The sequence below is a fragment of the Paraburkholderia suaedae genome, from assembly GCF_040812055.1.
Classification (GTDB): domain Bacteria; phylum Pseudomonadota; class Gammaproteobacteria; order Burkholderiales; family Burkholderiaceae; genus Paraburkholderia.
In genome coordinates this window covers 126,508-143,999 of sequence record NZ_JBFOAH010000010.1, presented here as the reverse complement: position 1 = coordinate 143,999, position 17,492 = coordinate 126,508, and the positions used below count along the sequence as shown (strand labels likewise).

Genomic DNA, 17,492 nt, shown 5'->3' with positions numbered 1-17,492 from the left:
GACGTGAGCAATCTGATCATTCGCAAGGTAGCCGTGCTCGGCGCCGGCGTGATGGGCGCGCAGATCGCCGCGCACCTGATCAACGCCAGGGTGCCGGTGCTTCTGTTCGATCTGCCCGCCAAGGAAGGCCCGAAGAACGCGATAGCGCTGAAGGCGATCGAAAATCTGAAGAAGCTGTCGCCCGCGCCGTTAGGCCTGAAGGACGACGCGCAATACATCCAGCCCGCCAATTACGACGACGATATCGCGAAGCTCGCCGAGTGCGACCTCGTGATCGAGGCGATCGCCGAACGGATGGACTGGAAGCACGATCTGTACAAGAAAGTCGCGCCCCACATCGGACCCAATGCGATTTTCGCGACCAACACCTCCGGCCTGTCGATCACGGCATTGTCCGAAGGTTTCCCGGATGAACTGAAGCGGCGCTTTTGCGGTGTGCACTTCTTCAATCCGCCGCGCTACATGCACCTGGTCGAATTGATTCCGACCGCGGCGACGCGTGCCGGGATTCTCGATCAGTTGGAAGCGTTTCTGACGAGCGTAGTCGGCAAGGGCGTCGTGCGGGCGAAAGACACGCCGAACTTCATTGCCAACCGCGTCGGCGTTTTCTCGATTCTCGCCGTCGTCGCGGAAGCCGCGAAGTTCGGCCTGCGCTTTGACGAGGTCGACGACCTGACCGGCTCGCGCCTGGGCCGCGCGAAGTCGGCCACGTTCCGCACTGCCGACGTGGTCGGTCTCGACACGATGGCGCACGTGATCAAGACGATGCAGGACACGCTCAAGGACGACCCGTTCTTCCCGGTCTACGAAACGCCGGCCGTACTCGCCGAACTGGTGAAAAAGGGCGCGCTCGGTCAGAAGACCGGCTGCGGCTTCTACAGAAAGGAAGGCAAGGCGATCAAGGTGCTCGACCCGAAGACGGGCGAGTATGTCGACGGCGGCGCGAAGGCCGACGAACTGGTCGGCCGCATTCTGAAACGTCCGCCGGCCGAGCGTCTGAAGCTGCTGCGCGAATCGCAGCATCCGCAGGCGCAATTCCTGTGGGCCATTTTCCGCGATGTGTTCCACTACATCGGCGTGCATCTGGAGTCGATCGCCGATAACGCGCGCGACGTCGACCTCGCGATCCGCTGGGGCTTCGGCTGGAACGAAGGCCCGTTCGAAAGCTGGCAAACCGCCGGCTGGAAGCAGGTCGCCGACTGGGTCCAGGAGGACATCGCGGCGGGCAAGGCGCTGTCGAACACGCCGCTGCCGTCGTGGGTGCTCGAAGGCGTGGTCGCGGAAAAGGGCGGCGTGCACACGAACGAAGGTTCGTGGTCGCCGGCTTCGCAGAGCTTCGTGCCGCGCTCGTCGCTCTCCGTGTACGACAGGCAGGTGTTCCGCGCGCCGCTCGTCGGCGAAACGGTTGATCCGAAAACCTATGGCAAGACCCTGTTCGAGACCGATGCCGTGCGCGCATGGGTCGATGATCGCGCGGGCGAGAACGATGTGCTGATCCTGTCGTTCAAGAGCAAGATGAACACGATCGGACCGTCGGTGATCGACGGTCTGACGCAGGCAATCGAACTGGCCGAGAAGGACTACAAGGGCCTGGTCATCTGGCAGCCGACGTCGCTGAAACTCGGCACGCCGGGCGGCCCATTCTCCGCCGGCGCCAACCTCGAAGAAGCGATGCCGGCGTTCATGATGGGCGGCGCGAAGGGCATCGAGCCGTTCGTGAAGAAGTTCCAGCAAGGCATGCTGCGCGTGAAGTACGCAAGCGTGCCGGTGATTTCCGCAGTGTCGGGCATTGCGCTCGGTGGCGGTTGCGAGCTGGCGCTGCATAGCGCGAAGCGCGTCGCGCATTTCGAAAGCTATATGGGTTTGGTGGAAGTCGGCGTGGGGCTGGTGCCCGCCGGCGGCGGTCTCAAGGAAGCGGCGTTGCGCGCGGCGCAAGCCGCTGAGCAGGTCGGCGCGACCAGCGACCTGCTCAAGTTCCTGCAGAAGTCGTTCGAAAACGCCGCGATGGCGAAGGTCTCGGCCTCCGCGCTCGACGCGCGTGCAATGGGCTACCTGAAGCCGTCCGACACGATCGTGTTCAACGTGTTCGAACTGCTCGACGTCGCGAAGAAGGAAACCCGCGCGCTGGCCGACGCGGGTTATCGGCCGCCGCTGCGCGTGACACAGGTGCCGGTCGCGGGCCGCTCGGCGATATCGACCATCAAGGCGTCGCTCGTCAACATGCGCGATGGCCGTTTCATCAGCGAGCATGATTTCCTGATTGCCAGCCGCATCGCGGAAGCGGTGTGCGGTGGCGATGTGGAAGCGGGCACCTTGGTCGATGAGGAATGGCTGCTGCAACTCGAGCGGCGCGCGTTCGTCGACCTGCTCGGCACGCAAAAGACGCAGGAACGGATCATGGGCATGCTGCAAACCGGCAAGCCGGTGCGCAATTAAGCGACTAGCGGATAGAGGAGCTTTACATGGCAAAGCAATTGCAAGACGCATACATCGTCGCCGCGAGCCGCACGCCGATCGGCAAGGCGCCGCGCGGGATGTTCAGAAACACGCGCCCCGACGAACTATTGGTGCACGCCATTAAATCGGCCGTGGCGCAAGTGCCCGGCCTCGATACCAAGGTGATCGAAGACGCGATCGTCGGCTGCGCGATTCCCGAAGCGGAACAGGGCCTCAACGTTGCGCGCATCGGCGCGCTGCTGGCGGGCTTGCCGGACAGCGTCGGCGGCGTCACGGTCAACCGCTTCTGCGCGTCGGGGCTGACCGCGTTGGCGATGGCCGCCGACCGCATCCGCGTCGGCGAATCGGACGCGATGATCGCGGGCGGCTGCGAATCGATGAGCATGGTGCCGATGATGGGCAACAAGCCATCGTTGTCGCCGCATATCTTTGATCGCAACGAGGACGTCGGCATTGCGTACGGCATGGGCCTGACCGCCGAGAAAGTCGCCGAGCGCTGGAAGATCAGCCGCGAAGCACAAGACAAATTCTCCGTGGAATCGCACCGCCGCGCGATCGCCGCGCAGCAGGCCGGCGAATTCAACGACGAAATCGCCGCATACACGATCACCGAGCGCTTGCCCGATTTCGCAACCGGCGAAGTGCGCGTACAGACGCGCGAAGTCTCGCTCGACGAAGGCCCGCGCGCGGACACGTCGCTCGAAGGCCTTGCCCGGCTGCGCGCGGTGTTCGCCAACAAGGGATCGGTGACGGCCGGCAACAGCTCGCAGACGTCGGACGGCGCGGGCGCGTTGATCGTCGTGTCCGAAAAGATCCTCAAGGCATTCAACCTGACGCCGCTCGCGCGTTTCGTCAGCTTCGCGGTGCGCGGCGTGCCGCCGGAGATCATGGGGATCGGCCCGAAAGAAGCGATTCCGGCCGCGCTGAAGGCCGCCGGCCTGAAGCAGGACGACCTCGACTGGATCGAACTGAACGAAGCCTTCGCCGCGCAATCGCTGGCGGTGATCCAGGATCTGGGTCTGGACCCGTCGAAGATCAACCCGCTGGGCGGCGCGATCGCTCTGGGCCACCCGCTCGGCGCGACGGGCGCGATTCGTGCGTCGACGGTCGTGCACGGCCTGCGCCGCCGCAATTACAAGTACGGGATGGTGACGATGTGCGTGGGCACCGGCATGGGCGCGGCGGGCATCATCGAGCGCTTGTAAGCCGGTTCGCAAGGGGACCGCGGTGATTTCTTGACGAGCGCGGAACGGTTCGCAGCAACAGCAGAGGATGAAGGAGATGGCAATGGATATTCTGGTCGAGCGCGCCGGGGGTGTGCTGACGATTGCCTTCAACCGGCCCGGCAAGAAGAACGCGATCACGGCCGCGATGTATCAGTCGATGGCCGACACGATGAGCGACGCGCACGGCGACCCGTCGCTGCGCGTGATCCTGATTCGCGGCAGCGCCGGCATTTTCAGCGCCGGCAACGATCTCGAAGATTTCATGAAGACGCCGCCGATGGGCGAGAACGCGCCGGTGTTCCAGTTCCTGCGCGCGATCAGCTCGGCGCAGAAGCCGGTGGTGGCGTCGGTGGCGGGACCGGCGGTGGGCATCGGCACGACCTTGCTGCTGCATTGCGATCTGGTCTACGCGGCCGATACCGCGAGCTTTTCGCTGCCGTTCACCCAGCTCGGCCTGTGCCCGGAAGCAGCGTCGAGTCTGCTGTTGCAGCGCGTGAGCGGCTATCAGGCGGCGGCGGAAAAGCTGCTGCTCGGCGAGGCGTTCGACGCCGCCGAAGCGTACCGGATGGGTTTCGTGAATCGCGTGCTGCCGGCCGCCGAGGTCGATGCGTTCGCCGCCGCGCAGGCCGCGAAGCTGGCTGCGTTGCCGGCCGCGTCGTTGCGCGTGACGAAGAGTTTGATGAAGCGCGCCAGCCAGCAGGAACTGCACACGCAGATGTCGGAAGAAGCGGTGCACTTCGGCAAGATGCTGCTCGCGCCCGAGGCGCGCGAGGCGTTCAAGGCGTTCTTCGAGAAGCGTAAGCCGGACTTCCGGCAGTTCGATTGATGCGGCGCTCCAACAGGCGGTGAAGCGGGAACCGGCGCCACGTTTATTTCTTCAAGCCTGCGGCGGCTGCAAGGTGTCGTAGTCGACGTAGCTGCCTTCGCGGCAGAAGCTCACGAGCCGCACGCCCGCCTTGCGCGCAATCGCAATCGCCAGCGACGACGGCGCGGAGATCGTCGCGACCATCGGCACGTCGACGCGCGCAGCCTTGCGCACCAGCTCATAGCTCGCGCGGCTCGACAGGAATACGAAGCCTTCGCGGGTGTCCGCGCGATCGAGCACGAGCTGGCCGATCAGTTTGTCGAGCGCATTGTGTCGGCCGACGTCTTCGAACGCGTAACGGATCGCGCCCGCCGCGTCGCACCATGCGGCCGCGTGCAGGCCGCCCGTCAGGCGCGTCAGTGCCTGGTGCGCGGGGAGTTCGCGAGCGGCGCGCGCAATCGCATCCGGCGCGAGCCGTTGCAGGAAGCCGGTGTCGGGCACGCGCTGCGGCTGCAGGTCGAGCAGATCGATGCTTTCGATCCCGCAGACGCCGCAGCCGGTCCGCCCGGCCAGCGCGCGGCGCTTTTCCTTCAACGCGACGAACGCCTGTTGCACCACTTGCAGTTGCACTTCGGCGTGCGGCAATTCATCGTCGTCATGCAACTCGACCTCGATGTCCTGAATGTCGCTGCCGCGCTCCACGATCCCTTCAGAGATCGCGAATCCGACCGCGAACGCTTCCAGATCGCACGGCGTGCACATCATCACCGCGTGCGAAATACCATTGAAGACCAGCGCGACCGGCCACTCCTGGCCGACATGATCGGTAACGGTCTCGACCGCTGCGCCGCGATGCCGGTGCACCTGGCGCTCCACCGCGCCCGGCTGTGCGGCTGTATCGTGTTCGTTCAAGCTGCTTTTCTCCTTTGATGCCGCGCGCGGGTGGCCACCGGCGTGAGCATTGGCCTGCGCGGCTGCGCGGGTTGCGGCGTTGCCCGCCATCCCGCCGTCGCGCAAATAAGGTTCTAAAATACCTCAAGCTGCGCTTGCGCGCTGTCCGCCATCAGGAGGAACACTGTCATGGGACTCAACGAAGCACCGCTTCTGTTTTCCTTCGAGCTAGAGTCTTCGGAGAATTTCACCTATATCCCGATGTCGGTGCGGTTCAACCTCGACCGCTTCGGGCTGCGCATCACGCTCGCACAGTGGCAGATGCTGCCGCTCGAAGACCGCAAGTTGCTGGCGCGCTTTCCGGTAGAGGAAGACGCGGAGATCGAGCCGAATTTCGATCACGCGCTGTTCGAAATGCTGCGCACTCACGCGAATGTCGAGCCGGAATGGTTCACGCCCGAAGAAGCGCCGGCCTGGCGCCGCACGGATAGCGTGCCGGACGGCGTGGCCCGTCAGGCGGGGTTGGCCGGGCTCGCTGCGCCGAGCGTCGCCCGCTGGGCCGAGCTTGCGCCGTTCAAGCGCTACGTGCTCGCGAAGCTGTCGCGCAAGCCGGAGGCCAATCACGACTTCGTGCCGGCGATGAAGGAGTTTGGCGCGGCCGGCTAGGCGCGGCCGCCTGGTCCGACCGGCCAGGTGCGGCCGGCCAGGCGCGACCGCCTGGTCCGACCGGCCAGGTGTGACCACTTTTTTTCACTTCCACCCTCAAGCCGCTCCGAACGCTGCCGTTATCCATGGGTTGGCGCGTAAAAAGACTCGCATCGATGCGGCCCGACGCATCCGAGAGCGACCGCGCGCTCCCGCCCTCGGAACGATTGACGTTCGGAATCCATGACTCTTTTTTTATCGAAGCGGCTGCTAATCAACATGGCGGTCGTCGTCGCCGCGGTCGGGGCGAACGCGTTCGTCGCGTACACGCAGATCGACGGCCAGCGGGCCACCGATGAGCGCATGCTGCGTTCGGCGACCGTGCGTGAGCATATCGACGGCTATCGCGTGGTGCTCGACGGGGCGCTGGCCACGCTCGGCCGCTTCGAAACATCGGGCGAGCCGGTGCCGGTCAACGCGGCCGCTGCGATGGCGACGTCGCTCGCCGGTCTGGAGCGCAAACTGCATCAGGAGCTGGCGGGCGAGCCTCGGATGCTGGACGCGCTGGCCACGCTGAGCGCGGACAGCCACGCGCTGCAACACGACATCGACGACGCGCTCACGAGAAGCGCGGCCATGACGGCGACCGGCGCCACCACCGCCACCACCGCCACCCCCACCACCACCGCACCCAACCCGTCGCGCGCCTGGGCCGCATCCGCATACACCCGCCTCGGACTCGAACGCGATCGCGTGGAGGACGCGCTGGCCGTGCTGCGCATCGAGGAAAACGGCGCGCTGCAGCGCTCGCTCGCGGTCTCGGCGAGCGAGGCGCAGCGCGCCATGTTCATGTTGATGGTGACGATGCTCAGTGGCAGCGTGCTGCTGATCCTGACCTTCGGCGCTCGCGAGAGCAGCGCCCGTGAAAAGCTGCGCACGGCCCGCGCGCTCGGCCGCAATGACGAGCGCTTTCGCGGCCTGTTCGACGACCACCCCGTGCCGATGTATATCTTCGACCGCGAGACGCTGCGCTTTCTCGCCGTCAACGCCGCCGCAATCAAGCAATACGGCTATACCGAAGACGAGTTTCTCGGCATGACGATTCGCGCGATCCGCTCGCCCACCGAGGTCGCGCGTCTCGAATCGTATCTGCAACGCGCCGACGCGGTCCCGCATGGCCGCTCGATGGCCGGCATCTGGCATCACCTGCGCAAGGACGGTTCCATTATCAGCGTCGACGTGTCGTATCACGCGCTGAACTTCGTGGGGCGCGCGGCGCTGTTCGTGCTGGCCGACGACGTCACCGACCAGATCAACGCCGAAGCCGAAGCCCAGCGCTCGAACCAGATGCTGGAAGCGGTGATCGACAACATTCCGCAGCGCATTTTCTGGAAGGACCTGAACTCGCGCTACCTGGGCTGCAACATGGCCTTTGCGCGCGATGCGGGGCTCGCGTATCCCGAGCAGGTGGTGGGCAAGAGCGACGCCGACCTGCCGTGGCGCGCGCTCGCCGACCTGCTGAACGACCACGACAAGGAAGTGGTCAGCACCGGCGTGCCGAAGATGAACTTCGAACTGGACGTGGTGATCGGCGGCGCGCCTCGCACCACGGTCACGAGCAAACTGCCGTTCACCGACGGCGACGGGCGCGTGATCGGCGTGCTCGGGTCGTACACGGACATCACCGAGCGCAAGCGCGCCGATCTCGCGTTGCGTCTGCAAAGCCGCGCGCTCGACGCGAGCGTCAACGCGATCCTGATTACCGCGCCGTCACCCACCGGCAACCTGGTCGAATATGTGAACCCGGCGTTCATGCGTATCACGGGTTACGATTCCGCCGAGGTGATGGGCCAGGATTGCCGCCTGCTCCAAGGCGATGACCGCGACCAGGAAGGCGTCGCACTGATCCGCGAGGCGCTGGCGGCCAATCGCGAAGCGAGCGCGGTGGTGCGCAACTATCGCAAGGACGGCGCACTGTTCTGGAATCAGTTGTTCATTGCGCCGGTGCCGAACACGGAAGGCGTGATCACCCATCACATCGGCGTGATCAACGACGTGACCGATCTGATGCGCTACCAGGAACAGCTCGAATATCAGGCGAACTACGACGGCCTCACGCGCCTGCCGAACCGCAACCTGCTGCGCGACCGGCTGGAGCATGCGCTCGTCATCGCGCAACGCCAACACAAGGGCGTCGCGGTCATATTTCTCGATCTGGACGGCTTCAAGAACGTCAACGACAGCCTCGGCCATAGCGTCGGGGACCGTCTGCTGCGGGTGGTCGCCGAGCGGCTCGCGCGCTGCTCGCGCACGAGTGACACGGTGGCGCGGCACGGCGGCGACGAGTTCGTGATCGTGATGACCGATACCGTCGACGAACAGTCGTTGATCGCCTGGATGGAGCGCGTGCGCACGTCGATCTCCGAGCCGGTGTGGCTCGACGGCACCGAGCTGTACGTGGGTTGCAGCATGGGCGCGAGCCTGTTCCCGCAAGACGGCGACGACGCAGAAACGCTGATGAAAAAGGCCGACCTCGCGATGTATCGCGCGAAGGACATGGGCCGCAATACGTTCCAGTTCTATCAGCCGGAGATGAACGCGAGCGCGGGCGCGCGGCTCAATCTCGAGCGGCGCTTGCGGCGCGCGTTGCGCGATAACCAGTTCCTGCTGCATTACCAGCCGCAGGTGGATATCGTCAGCGGGCAGATCGTCGGCATCGAGGCGCTGGTGCGCTGGCACGACCCGGAAGTCGGCCTGGTGCTGCCATCGGCGTTCATTCCGCTGGCGGAGGAAAGCGGCCTGATCGGCCCGCTGTCCGAATGGGTCTTGCGCGAAGCGTGCCGCCAGAACAAGGCCTGGCAGGACGAGGGCTTGCCGCCGACGCGGGTGTCCGTGAACCTGTCGGCGCGGGTGTTCCAGCAGCGCAATATCACGAAGCTCGTCATGCAGGTGCTCAGCGAGACCGGCCTCGAACCGAAATATCTGGAGCTGGAGCTGACCGAAAGCGCGATCATGCGCAACGCAGAAGAAGCCGTGTCGATGCTCAACGAACTGCACGCGCTCGGCATCGGTCTCGCAATCGACGACTTCGGCACCGGTTATTCGAGCCTGAGCTATCTGAAGCGCTTCCCGGTGGACAGACTGAAGATCGACCGCTCGTTCGTCGCGGACATCGGCGTCTCCGGCGACGACGAGACGATCACGTCCGCGATCATCGCGCTCGCGCATTCACTGAAGCTGCATGTGATCGCGGAAGGCGTGGAAACCTCCGCGCAGCTCGACTTCCTCAAAGAACGCGCGTGCGACGAGATGCAGGGCTTCTACTTTGCAAGGCCGTTGTCGACGGATGCCATTTCCGAACTGCTGCAAGGGGGCGTAGGGCGGGAACTGGAACCGGCGTGATTGGCCGTGTCTGCTCCCCGCCACCTGGCTTATACCGCCGGCGTGCTCTGCACCGTCCGCAACTCCTGAGAAAGGGGAAAACGCCTGCAAACTGCGCGAGCTCAGCCTTGTTGACGATCGCCCGCAACACATCGCGCCGCACGGACCGCGCGCGGGCGTATCAAAAGCATTTGCGCGCGCGCATCCGTCGGCTATATTCGTAGTTCGCACCTCCGGCTTTGCCGGGAATCATCAAGTATCGACTCGTGTGAGGCTGCGCCTTTTCGCTGCTCGCCGAGGGTTGCGGGCAACGCGCCGCCGACTGTCTGACCATCACAACTATCGCCGACCCGACTGGAGAGAACATGACATCTGCATCTGCGAAGAAGCTGTCTGTGTTGCTGGCATCCATGGTATTGAGCGTGGCGTCTGCCGCGCCAGTCTTTGCGCAAACCGCCGGTGCGGGCGGCAGCGCGGCGCCAGCCGATGCGAATGCGGCGAACGCGATGGCCGCGTCTAACCCGGCAGCCACCACCAAGGCCGAGCGCAAGGCCGCGCGCAAGCAGGCGCGGGAGAAGAAAAACGCGGAGCTGAAAGCACTGGAGGCGCACGGCTATCAGCCGTCACGCAACGATCCGAACTATCCGACCGACCTTCAGAACGCTCAGAAGAAGGCGGGCATCGGCGCGGGGGCAAGCCAATAAGCCGGTGCGATTCGCGTGCGCTGAGTCACGCGGGGTCACGCGGGTGTCCCGCCTAGGTCACATCGAAACCGGACGAGGCGCCTTGGCGCCTCGTTGCCATTGCGCACGCGCGCCGGCTGCTCAATCGAGCACCGGCAGCGCGCGCGGGCGACGGTCGCTGTCGGTGGCGACGTAGGTGAGGGTCGCCTCGGTGACCTTCACGAGGTCTTGCGTCAAGCTCATGCGCTGCGCGAAGACCTCGACCGACACGGTCACCGACGTATTGCCCGTCTTGACGATATCCGCATAAAAGCTCAGCAGATCGCCGACGAACACCGGCTGCTTGAACACGAACGAATTGACCGCGATGGTCGCCACCCGCCCGTTGGCGCGGCGGCTCGCCGGAATTGAGCCGGCAATATCCACCTGCGCCATGATCCAGCCGCCGAACACGTCGCCGTGGACATTCGCGTCCGACGGTTGCGGCATGACGCGCAGTGCGCAAGGCTTGGACGGCAGTTGAAGAAGATTGGTCATCGGGACATCCTCGAGGAACGTATTGGCCCGCTCGGCTGGGCCCGTGGGCGGGATTCTCGCAACGGCTGCGGCGCGCGCCGCACGGCGGCTCGCCTGGCGATCCGGCATGGCCGCGCGGCCAACCTGCGGCCCACGCACGACAGCCCATGAAAAGCGGCGCCAGCCGGCTTCTGCGACAATACAAAGTCACGAATTGTACGGGAAAGCGCCCAGCAAGGCCGCGCGACAAAGCAGTTCGCCTGGCGGTGTCCTGTCAGGCATGCTGCGTTCGGCGCGCCGCTGCGAACTCCGGCATTTCCACCCTTTCGCCTTGCAAACCCCATGCGCCGCCCATCCTCGTCCGATCCCTCGCCGATTTCCACCCAGCCTCGCAACGACTGGCAGACCATCCTGTCGCTGCTGCCGTACCTCGCCTCGTATAAATGGCGGGTCGGCTTCGCGCTGAGCTGCCTGATCGGCGCAAAGGTGGCGAATCTCGGCGTGCCGATCGTGATGAAGCGCATCGTCGACAACCTGGCGTCGGTACAGCGGCTGGCCGCGCTCGGGCGCGCGCACGATTCGCCGGCCATCGTGCTGCTGAGCGGAGTCGGGCTGCTGGTGGTCGCGTATGCGGTGGTGCGGCTGTCGACATCGCTTTTCACCGAACTGCGCGAAATCCTGTTTTCGAAAGTGACGGAGAGCGCGGTGCGGCAACTGGCGCTGAAGGTATTTCGCCACTTGCATGCGCTGTCGTTGCGGTTCCATCTCGAACGGCAAACGGGCGGCATGTCGCGCGACATCGAACGCGGCACGCGTGGCATCACCCAACTCATTTCCTATTCGCTGTACAGCATTCTGCCCACGCTGGTCGAAGTCGGCCTCGTGCTCGGTTTTTTCGTCGTCAAATACGAGGCGTATTACGCGATCGTCACGTTCATTGCGCTTGCGGTGTACATCGTGTTCACGGTGAAGGTCACCGAGTGGCGCACGCATTTTCGCCGCACCATGAACGATCTCGATTCGAAGGCGAACTCGCGAGCAATCGACTCGCTGCTGAACTACGAGACCGTCAAGTACTTCGGCAACGAGGAATGGGAGGCGAGCCGCTACGACGAAAATCTCAGGCGCTATCGCGCGGCGGCCATCAAATCGCAACGCTCGCTGTCGGCGCTGAACTTCGGGCAGCAGGCGATCATCGGCACGGGGCTCGTGTTCATTCTGTGGCGCGCCACGCAAGGGGTGATGGCCGGGCGCCTCACGCTCGGCGATCTGGTGCTGATCAACACCTTCATGCTGCAGCTTTATATTCCGCTGAATTTCCTTGGCGTGGTGTATCGCGAGCTGAAGCAGAGTCTCACCGACATGGACCGCATGTTTACGCTGCTCGGCGCGAGCCAGGAAGTGCCCGACCTGCCTGGTGCGCCGGCCTTGCGGGTGAGCGGCGCGCAGGTGCGCTTCGAAAACGTGAACTTCGCGTACGAGCCGGCGCGCCAGATTCTGCACGACGTGAGCTTTACGATTGCCGCAGGCACCACGACCGCCGTGGTGGGCCATAGCGGCTCGGGCAAATCGACGCTCGCGCGGCTGATATTTCGCTTCTACGATCTGGACCGCGCGACGGGCGGCGCCATCACGATCGATGGTCAGGATATACGCGACGTCACGCAAGATTCGCTGCGCGCGTCGATCGGCATCGTGCCGCAGGATACCGTGCTGTTCAACGATTCCATCTACTACAACATCGCGTACGGCCGGCCGACGGCGACGCGGGAAGAGGTGATCGCGGCGGCGCGCGCGGCCCATATCCACGAGTTCATCGAAGGGCTGCCCAAGGGCTATGAGACGCCGGTCGGCGAGCGGGGGCTCAAACTGTCGGGCGGCGAAAAGCAGCGCGTGGCGATCGCGCGGACCATCCTGAAGAACCCGCCGATCCTGCTGTTCGACGAAGCCACCTCCGCGCTCGATTCGCGCTCCGAGCGGGCAATCCAGCATGAACTCGATCAGATCGCCCGCGAGCGCACGACGTTGATCATCGCGCACCGGCTGTCGACGGTGGTTCACGCGCAGCAGATCATCGTGATGGACAAGGGACGCATCGTCGAGCGCGGCACGCATGCGCAACTGCTGAGCGCGAACGGCCTGTTCGCGCAAATGTGGGCGTTGCAGCAGCGCGCGGCGGCGGCGCCGGACCTGATGGAAACGGTCGGGGCGGCGGCGCGGTGAGCGGGCCGCGCGTTGTCGGCTTGCGCAAGGCGCGCGAGCGCCGTAGGTGGTGAACGCGGTCGGTAAGCGCTAACGCGCGCGGGAAGCTCAGACCAGTTGCGAACCATGTCGCGTTGCGGATCGAGCGAACCGTCGAATCAAGCCGGCGCTCTGCTCGGCGCCTGGCGCAGCTACGCCTGCCTGGTTGCCCTCGGCGCGCTCAGCCGCTGATCCAGCACCTGTAACTGCTCGGGCGTGCCGACGTTCTCCCAGAAGCCTTCGTATAACTCACCGCTCGCGAGCCCGCGCGCGATCGTCTCGCGGTAATACGGCGTGAGCGCGCGCCGCGTACCACGCGGCAAATCGCGGAACATGCGCGTGTCGTAGAGCCCGATGCTGCCGAAGGTCAAGCGAGGCTGTGCGTCGAGCGACAGCACACCGTCGACCAGACCGAAGTCGCCATGCGGATGGAATGCCGGATTCGGCACCATCACCAGATGCATGCCCGGCTCGGCGAGTGCCTTGAGCGTGTCGGCGCGAGCATCCAGCGCGGCGTAGTCGAAATCGGCGTAGACGTCGCCGGCGACCGCCACGAACACTTCGCTCGCGCCCTCGTCTTCGAGCAGCGGCAGCGCTTGGGCAATGCCGCCCGCCGTCTCCAATGCCTCAGGTTCGGGCGAGTAGCGCAACCGGACCTGCCAGCGCGAACCGTCGCCGAGCGCAGCTTCGAGCTGCTCGCCGAGCCACGCATGATTGATCACGATAGTGCGCAAGCCCGCGCGCGCGAGACGTTCGATCTGCCAGACGATCAACGGTTTGCCGCCCACTTCGAGCAAGGGCTTGGGACAGGCGTCGGTCAACGGACGCATGCGATCGCCGCGGCCCGCGGCGAAGATCATCGCTTTCTTCAGGGACATTGTTTTTGTTCAGAACGTGTAGCCGACTTCGTTCGCGCGGCCTTCGAGGTTGTCGAGCAGCTTCGCGAACGCACGCAGCGGCCCATAGCGTTCGGCCACCTTGCGCGCATAGCCGATGAAGCGCGGCAGGTCTTTCATGTAATGCGGCTTGTTGTCCCGGTAGTTGATCCGGCAGAACAAACCCAGCACTTTGATGTGTCGTTGCAGGCCCATCCATTCGAGCTGGCGGTAGAACTCGCCGAAATCGGCATCGACGGGCAAGCCGGCCTTTTTCGCGCGCTCCCAGTAGTACACGAAGCAATCGAGCTCGAACTCCTCGTCCCAACTGACGAACGCGTCGCGTAGCAGCGACGCGACGTCGTATGTGATCGGGCCGTACACCGCGTCCTGAAAGTCGAGCACGCCGGGGTTCGCCGCAGGGTGGTGCGAAGCCGGCGCGGCAACCATCAGGTTGCGCGGCATGAAATCGCGCAGCATGAACACTTGTGGCTGCGCGCGCGCACTCGCGATCAGCAGCGCGAACGTGCGATCGAGCAATGCGCGCGTGCTGTCGTCGACCGCGCGACCCAGGTGCCGGCCCATGAACCACTCCGGCATCAATTCCATCTCGCGGCGCAGGAACGCTTCGTCGAAGGGCGGCAGCACGTTTTCGCGCGAGCTCAGTTGCCAACGGATCAGCGCGTCGAGCGCGTCGCGCATCAGCGTGCGGGCGCGGCGCGGATCGTTCGCCTGTTGCGCTTCGGTGAGCGCGCCCAGGTACGATGCGGTGCCTAGATCGGTGACGAGCATCAGCCCGGCGTCGAGGTCGACCTCCAGCACGCGCGGCACGTGCACGCCCGCTTGATCGAGCAGTCCGGCAATCTGCACGAATTCGCGGCTCTTTTCGGGCGGCGGGGCGTCGACGGCGATCAGCGTCGCGGCGTCTTCGTCTTGCGCAGCCTTACCGGCGAGCCGGAAATAGCGGCGAAAACTGGCGTCGGACGAAGCGGGCGCAAGCGTGTCGAGCTGCAGCGCATAGCGCGCCGCATGGCCTTGCAGCCAGGCTTTGAGCAAGTCGAGACGGTGGTCGGCGAAGTCTTGGGTGGTGGTGTCTTGGGAAGGGGGCAGCGTCATGAAATCCGGCGGCAAATTCAGAGGGGCAACGTCTTGCCATATAATACCCCACGACTTTTTTGACGCGACTCACGCCAGCTTTCGCGCGTTGCCCTTCACCGCCCGCCTCATCGTTCGGCAATTTGTAAATATTGATGTACAGCCGACTGTCACGGTCGCGATGTGCAGGCGGTGGATCGTGACTGCAAAAGCTGACGGACGGGCCGATTCGCCAAACGATACATGCCGCCTAGACAGCTTTCCCAAACGACTCTCTCTTGTGCCGTAATGCCGCGCAAAAGGCGGCTCGTAGCGGCGTTGATCGCCGCTCCGGGCCTGATGCCCGCGCTTGCGCACGCCCAGTTGGTGGGGGAAGCCGCGCAGCCGCAACCTATCGATGCGCCGTGGGGCATGCGGCTCGCCCCGCAACTCGAAGAACATCCGCTGCAGACCGGCCAGAGGCCGGCCACGTTCGTGCTAGGCGACAGCGCGAGCGGCACCATCGACCAGGATCTCGCGGCGAAGGGGTCGGCCGAGGTGCGCCGCAATACCGCCGTGATCAAGGCCGACGCGCTTCACTACGATCAGGACACGGACATGGCCGACGCATACGGCCAGGTGCACGTGATCAACAGCGGCAATACCTTCATCGGTCCCGAAGCGCATCTGCGCGTGGATTCGACGGAGGGCTTCATGACCTCGCCGAAATACCATTTCAACCTGACGGGCGGCTCGGGCAGCGCGGAGCGCGTCGACCTGCTCGACTCCGAGCGCTCGGTATTCACGAACGGCACTTACACCGCGTGCGCGTGCGCGGACAACCCGGCGTGGTACATCAAGGGCAGCGAGTTCGACTTCGACACCGGTGCGGACGAAGGCGTCGCGCACAACAGCGTGCTGTTCTTCCAGGGCGTGCCGGTGTTCGCGTCGCCGTGGCTGTCGTTTCCGCTGTCGGGCGATCGGCGCAGCGGGCTATTGCCGCCCACGTTCTCGCTGAGTTCGACCAACGGCCTCGAACTGTCGGTGCCGTATTACTTCAATATCGCGCCGAACCGCGATCTGACCGTCACGCCGCGTCTGATCTCGAAGCGCGGTGTACAGTTGCAAAGCACGTTCCGCTATCTGTCGCCCACGTATTCCGGCTCGATCACCGGCGAGTTCCTGCCCGACGACCGCCTGACCAAGACGAACCGCTACGCGCTGTACCTCCAGCACAACCAGAACTTCGGCAACGGGTTCGGCGGCTACATCTACTACAACAGGGTCTCCGACAACACCTATCCGGAAGACCTGTCGTCGTCGACCAATCAGTTCATGAACGGCACCCAGCTCCTGTATCAGCAGGAAGCCGGGTTGACCTACAACAACGGACCGTGGTCCGTGCTCGCGCGTGAACAGCACTGGCAGACGCTGCAGCCGTCGGTCGCGCCGTATGGCCGCGAGCCACAGTTGAACGTGAGGTACGCGAAGTACAACGTCGGCGGTTTCGACTTCGGCACCGAGGCCGATTACACGAATTTCCGCATCACCACGCAGGACATGACCCAGGGCCAGCGGGTGTTGTTCAACCCGTATCTATCGTATTCGTTGGTCGGGCCGGGTTATTTCGTCACGCCGAAGGTGCAGTGGCACTTCGCTTCGTACAACCTGAACAACCTCAGCGCCGCCGACGTGGCGGCCGGCACGCCGAAGAACTTCACCGAATCGATTCCCACACTGAGTTTCGACACGGGGCTCATTTTCGAGCGTTCGGTGCGCGTGTTCGGCGAGGATTACATCCAGACGCTGGAGCCGCGGCTGTACTATGTGTACACGCCGTATCGCAATCAAAATAACGCGCCGCTGTTCGACACTGCCGAGTCCGACTTCGGCCTGGCGGAAATTTTCACGCCGAACACCTTTGTCGGTAACGACCGGATCGCCGACGCCAACCGTCTGACCGCGGCGGTCACCACGCGCTTCGTCAACCCGGCCACGGGCGACGAACGCGCGCGCTTCGTGATCGCGCAGCAGTATTATTTCCAGGATCAGCGTGTGACCCTGGAGCCGAACCAGACCAGCACCCAGGCCACGCACTCGGACCTGATCGCGGGGGCGTCGCTCAAGCTCGGCGCCGGTTTCGCGTCGGAAACGGCGTTCCAATATAATGCGGACAATAACCAGCTGGTGAAGACGAGCGTCGGCTTCGGGTTCAGTCCGGAGAGCGGCAAGGTGATCAACGTCGGATATCGCTACACGCGCGCCAACACCACGCTCGACAACCAGCCGATCAACCAGATGCTGATTTCGGGCCAATGGCCGTTGACGCACCGGATGTACGGCGTCGCCCGGTTCAACTACGACTTGGGCGGCCATCGGATGGTCGACGGTCTGATCGGCTTGCAATACGACGCCGACTGCTGGACGCTCGGCGCCGGCATCCAGCGCTATGCGAACGGTTTGAACACGTCGGGGCAAAATCAGTCGAGCACGCGGTTTCTCGCGCAGTTGACGTTCAAGGGTTTGTCCAGCGTCGACAACGGGCTGATGACCGCGTTCCGCAGCAGCGTGGCGGGCTATACGCCGTTGCCGCCGCCGCCGCCGCCGGAGTCGCGTTTCACCAATTACGAATGACGTTCGCGCGGTCGTCCGCGGTCATTCGCGGTCATCTATAGCATGCGAAAAGACGGGCCAGGCG

At 64.5% G+C, this 17,492-nt stretch carries 12 protein-coding genes; 8 read left to right on the top strand and 4 right to left on the bottom strand.

The window, feature by feature from the left end:
• The first annotated feature begins 3 nt into the window (after positions 1-3).
• The 3 genes from ABQJ48_RS16230 (at position 4) to ABQJ48_RS16220 (ending at position 4,509) form a co-directional block, all read left to right on the top strand.
• Complete coding sequence (locus tag ABQJ48_RS16230) at positions 4-2,436, top strand: 3-hydroxyacyl-CoA dehydrogenase/enoyl-CoA hydratase family protein (RefSeq protein WP_367839025.1); 2,433 nt, start codon at positions 4-6, stop codon at positions 2,434-2,436.
• A 26-nt stretch (positions 2,437-2,462) separates the two neighbouring features.
• Positions 2,463-3,662 (top strand): acetyl-CoA C-acyltransferase, encoded by a 1,200-nt coding sequence (locus ABQJ48_RS16225; RefSeq protein WP_367839024.1) that lies wholly within the window; start codon positions 2,463-2,465, stop codon positions 3,660-3,662.
• A gap of 76 nt (positions 3,663-3,738) precedes the next feature.
• Positions 3,739-4,509: an enoyl-CoA hydratase gene (locus ABQJ48_RS16220; protein WP_367839023.1), complete on the top strand. Its 771-nt coding sequence runs from the start codon at positions 3,739-3,741 to the stop codon at positions 4,507-4,509.
• Between the two features lie 51 nt (positions 4,510-4,560).
• Here the strand turns inward: ABQJ48_RS16220 and fdhD are convergent, their stop codons facing one another.
• Positions 4,561-5,400: a formate dehydrogenase accessory sulfurtransferase FdhD gene (gene fdhD / locus ABQJ48_RS16215; RefSeq protein ID WP_367839022.1), complete on the bottom strand. Its 840-nt coding sequence runs from the start codon at positions 5,398-5,400 to the stop codon at positions 4,561-4,563.
• Between the two features lie 168 nt (positions 5,401-5,568).
• Between fdhD and ABQJ48_RS16210 the strand changes: the two genes are divergently transcribed.
• The 3 genes from ABQJ48_RS16210 to ABQJ48_RS16200 all read left to right on the top strand — a co-directional run bounded on the left by ABQJ48_RS16210 (position 5,569) and on the right by ABQJ48_RS16200 (position 10,109).
• On the top strand, positions 5,569-6,045 hold the full coding sequence (locus tag ABQJ48_RS16210; protein WP_367839021.1) for a nitrate reductase associated protein: 477 nt from the start codon (positions 5,569-5,571) through the stop codon (positions 6,043-6,045).
• A 222-nt stretch (positions 6,046-6,267) separates the two neighbouring features.
• Positions 6,268-9,426: a sensor domain-containing protein gene (locus ABQJ48_RS16205; protein ID WP_367839020.1), complete on the top strand. Its 3,159-nt coding sequence runs from the start codon at positions 6,268-6,270 to the stop codon at positions 9,424-9,426.
• Positions 9,427-9,770: 344 nt separating this feature from the next.
• On the top strand, positions 9,771-10,109 hold the full coding sequence (locus ABQJ48_RS16200; protein WP_367839019.1) for a DUF4148 domain-containing protein: 339 nt from the start codon (positions 9,771-9,773) through the stop codon (positions 10,107-10,109).
• A 120-nt stretch (positions 10,110-10,229) separates the two neighbouring features.
• Here the strand turns inward: ABQJ48_RS16200 and ABQJ48_RS16195 are convergent, their stop codons facing one another.
• A complete protein-coding gene (locus ABQJ48_RS16195; RefSeq protein WP_367839018.1) occupies positions 10,230-10,625 on the bottom strand; it encodes an acyl-CoA thioesterase in 396 nt (131 codons plus the stop codon).
• A 321-nt stretch (positions 10,626-10,946) separates the two neighbouring features.
• Between ABQJ48_RS16195 and ABQJ48_RS16190 the strand changes: the two genes are divergently transcribed.
• A complete protein-coding gene (locus ABQJ48_RS16190) occupies positions 10,947-12,827 on the top strand; it encodes an ABCB family ABC transporter ATP-binding protein/permease (protein ID WP_367839017.1) in 1,881 nt (626 codons plus the stop codon).
• A 170-nt stretch (positions 12,828-12,997) separates the two neighbouring features.
• Here ABQJ48_RS16190 and murU read toward each other — a convergent pair whose 3' ends face one another.
• The gene (murU, locus tag ABQJ48_RS16185) at positions 12,998-13,723 is read right to left on the bottom strand and encodes an N-acetylmuramate alpha-1-phosphate uridylyltransferase MurU (RefSeq protein ID WP_367839016.1); all 726 of its coding nucleotides are present in this window, start codon (positions 13,721-13,723) and stop codon (positions 12,998-13,000) included.
• Positions 13,724-13,732: 9 nt separating this feature from the next.
• On the bottom strand, positions 13,733-14,836 hold the full coding sequence (locus ABQJ48_RS16180; protein ID WP_367839015.1) for an aminoglycoside phosphotransferase family protein: 1,104 nt from the start codon (positions 14,834-14,836) through the stop codon (positions 13,733-13,735).
• A 222-nt stretch (positions 14,837-15,058) separates the two neighbouring features.
• Here ABQJ48_RS16180 and ABQJ48_RS16175 point away from each other — a divergent pair, with 222 nt between their 5' ends.
• The gene (locus tag ABQJ48_RS16175; protein WP_367839014.1) at positions 15,059-17,428 is read left to right on the top strand and encodes an LPS-assembly protein LptD; all 2,370 of its coding nucleotides are present in this window, start codon (positions 15,059-15,061) and stop codon (positions 17,426-17,428) included.
• Positions 17,429-17,492: the final 64 nt, after the last annotated feature.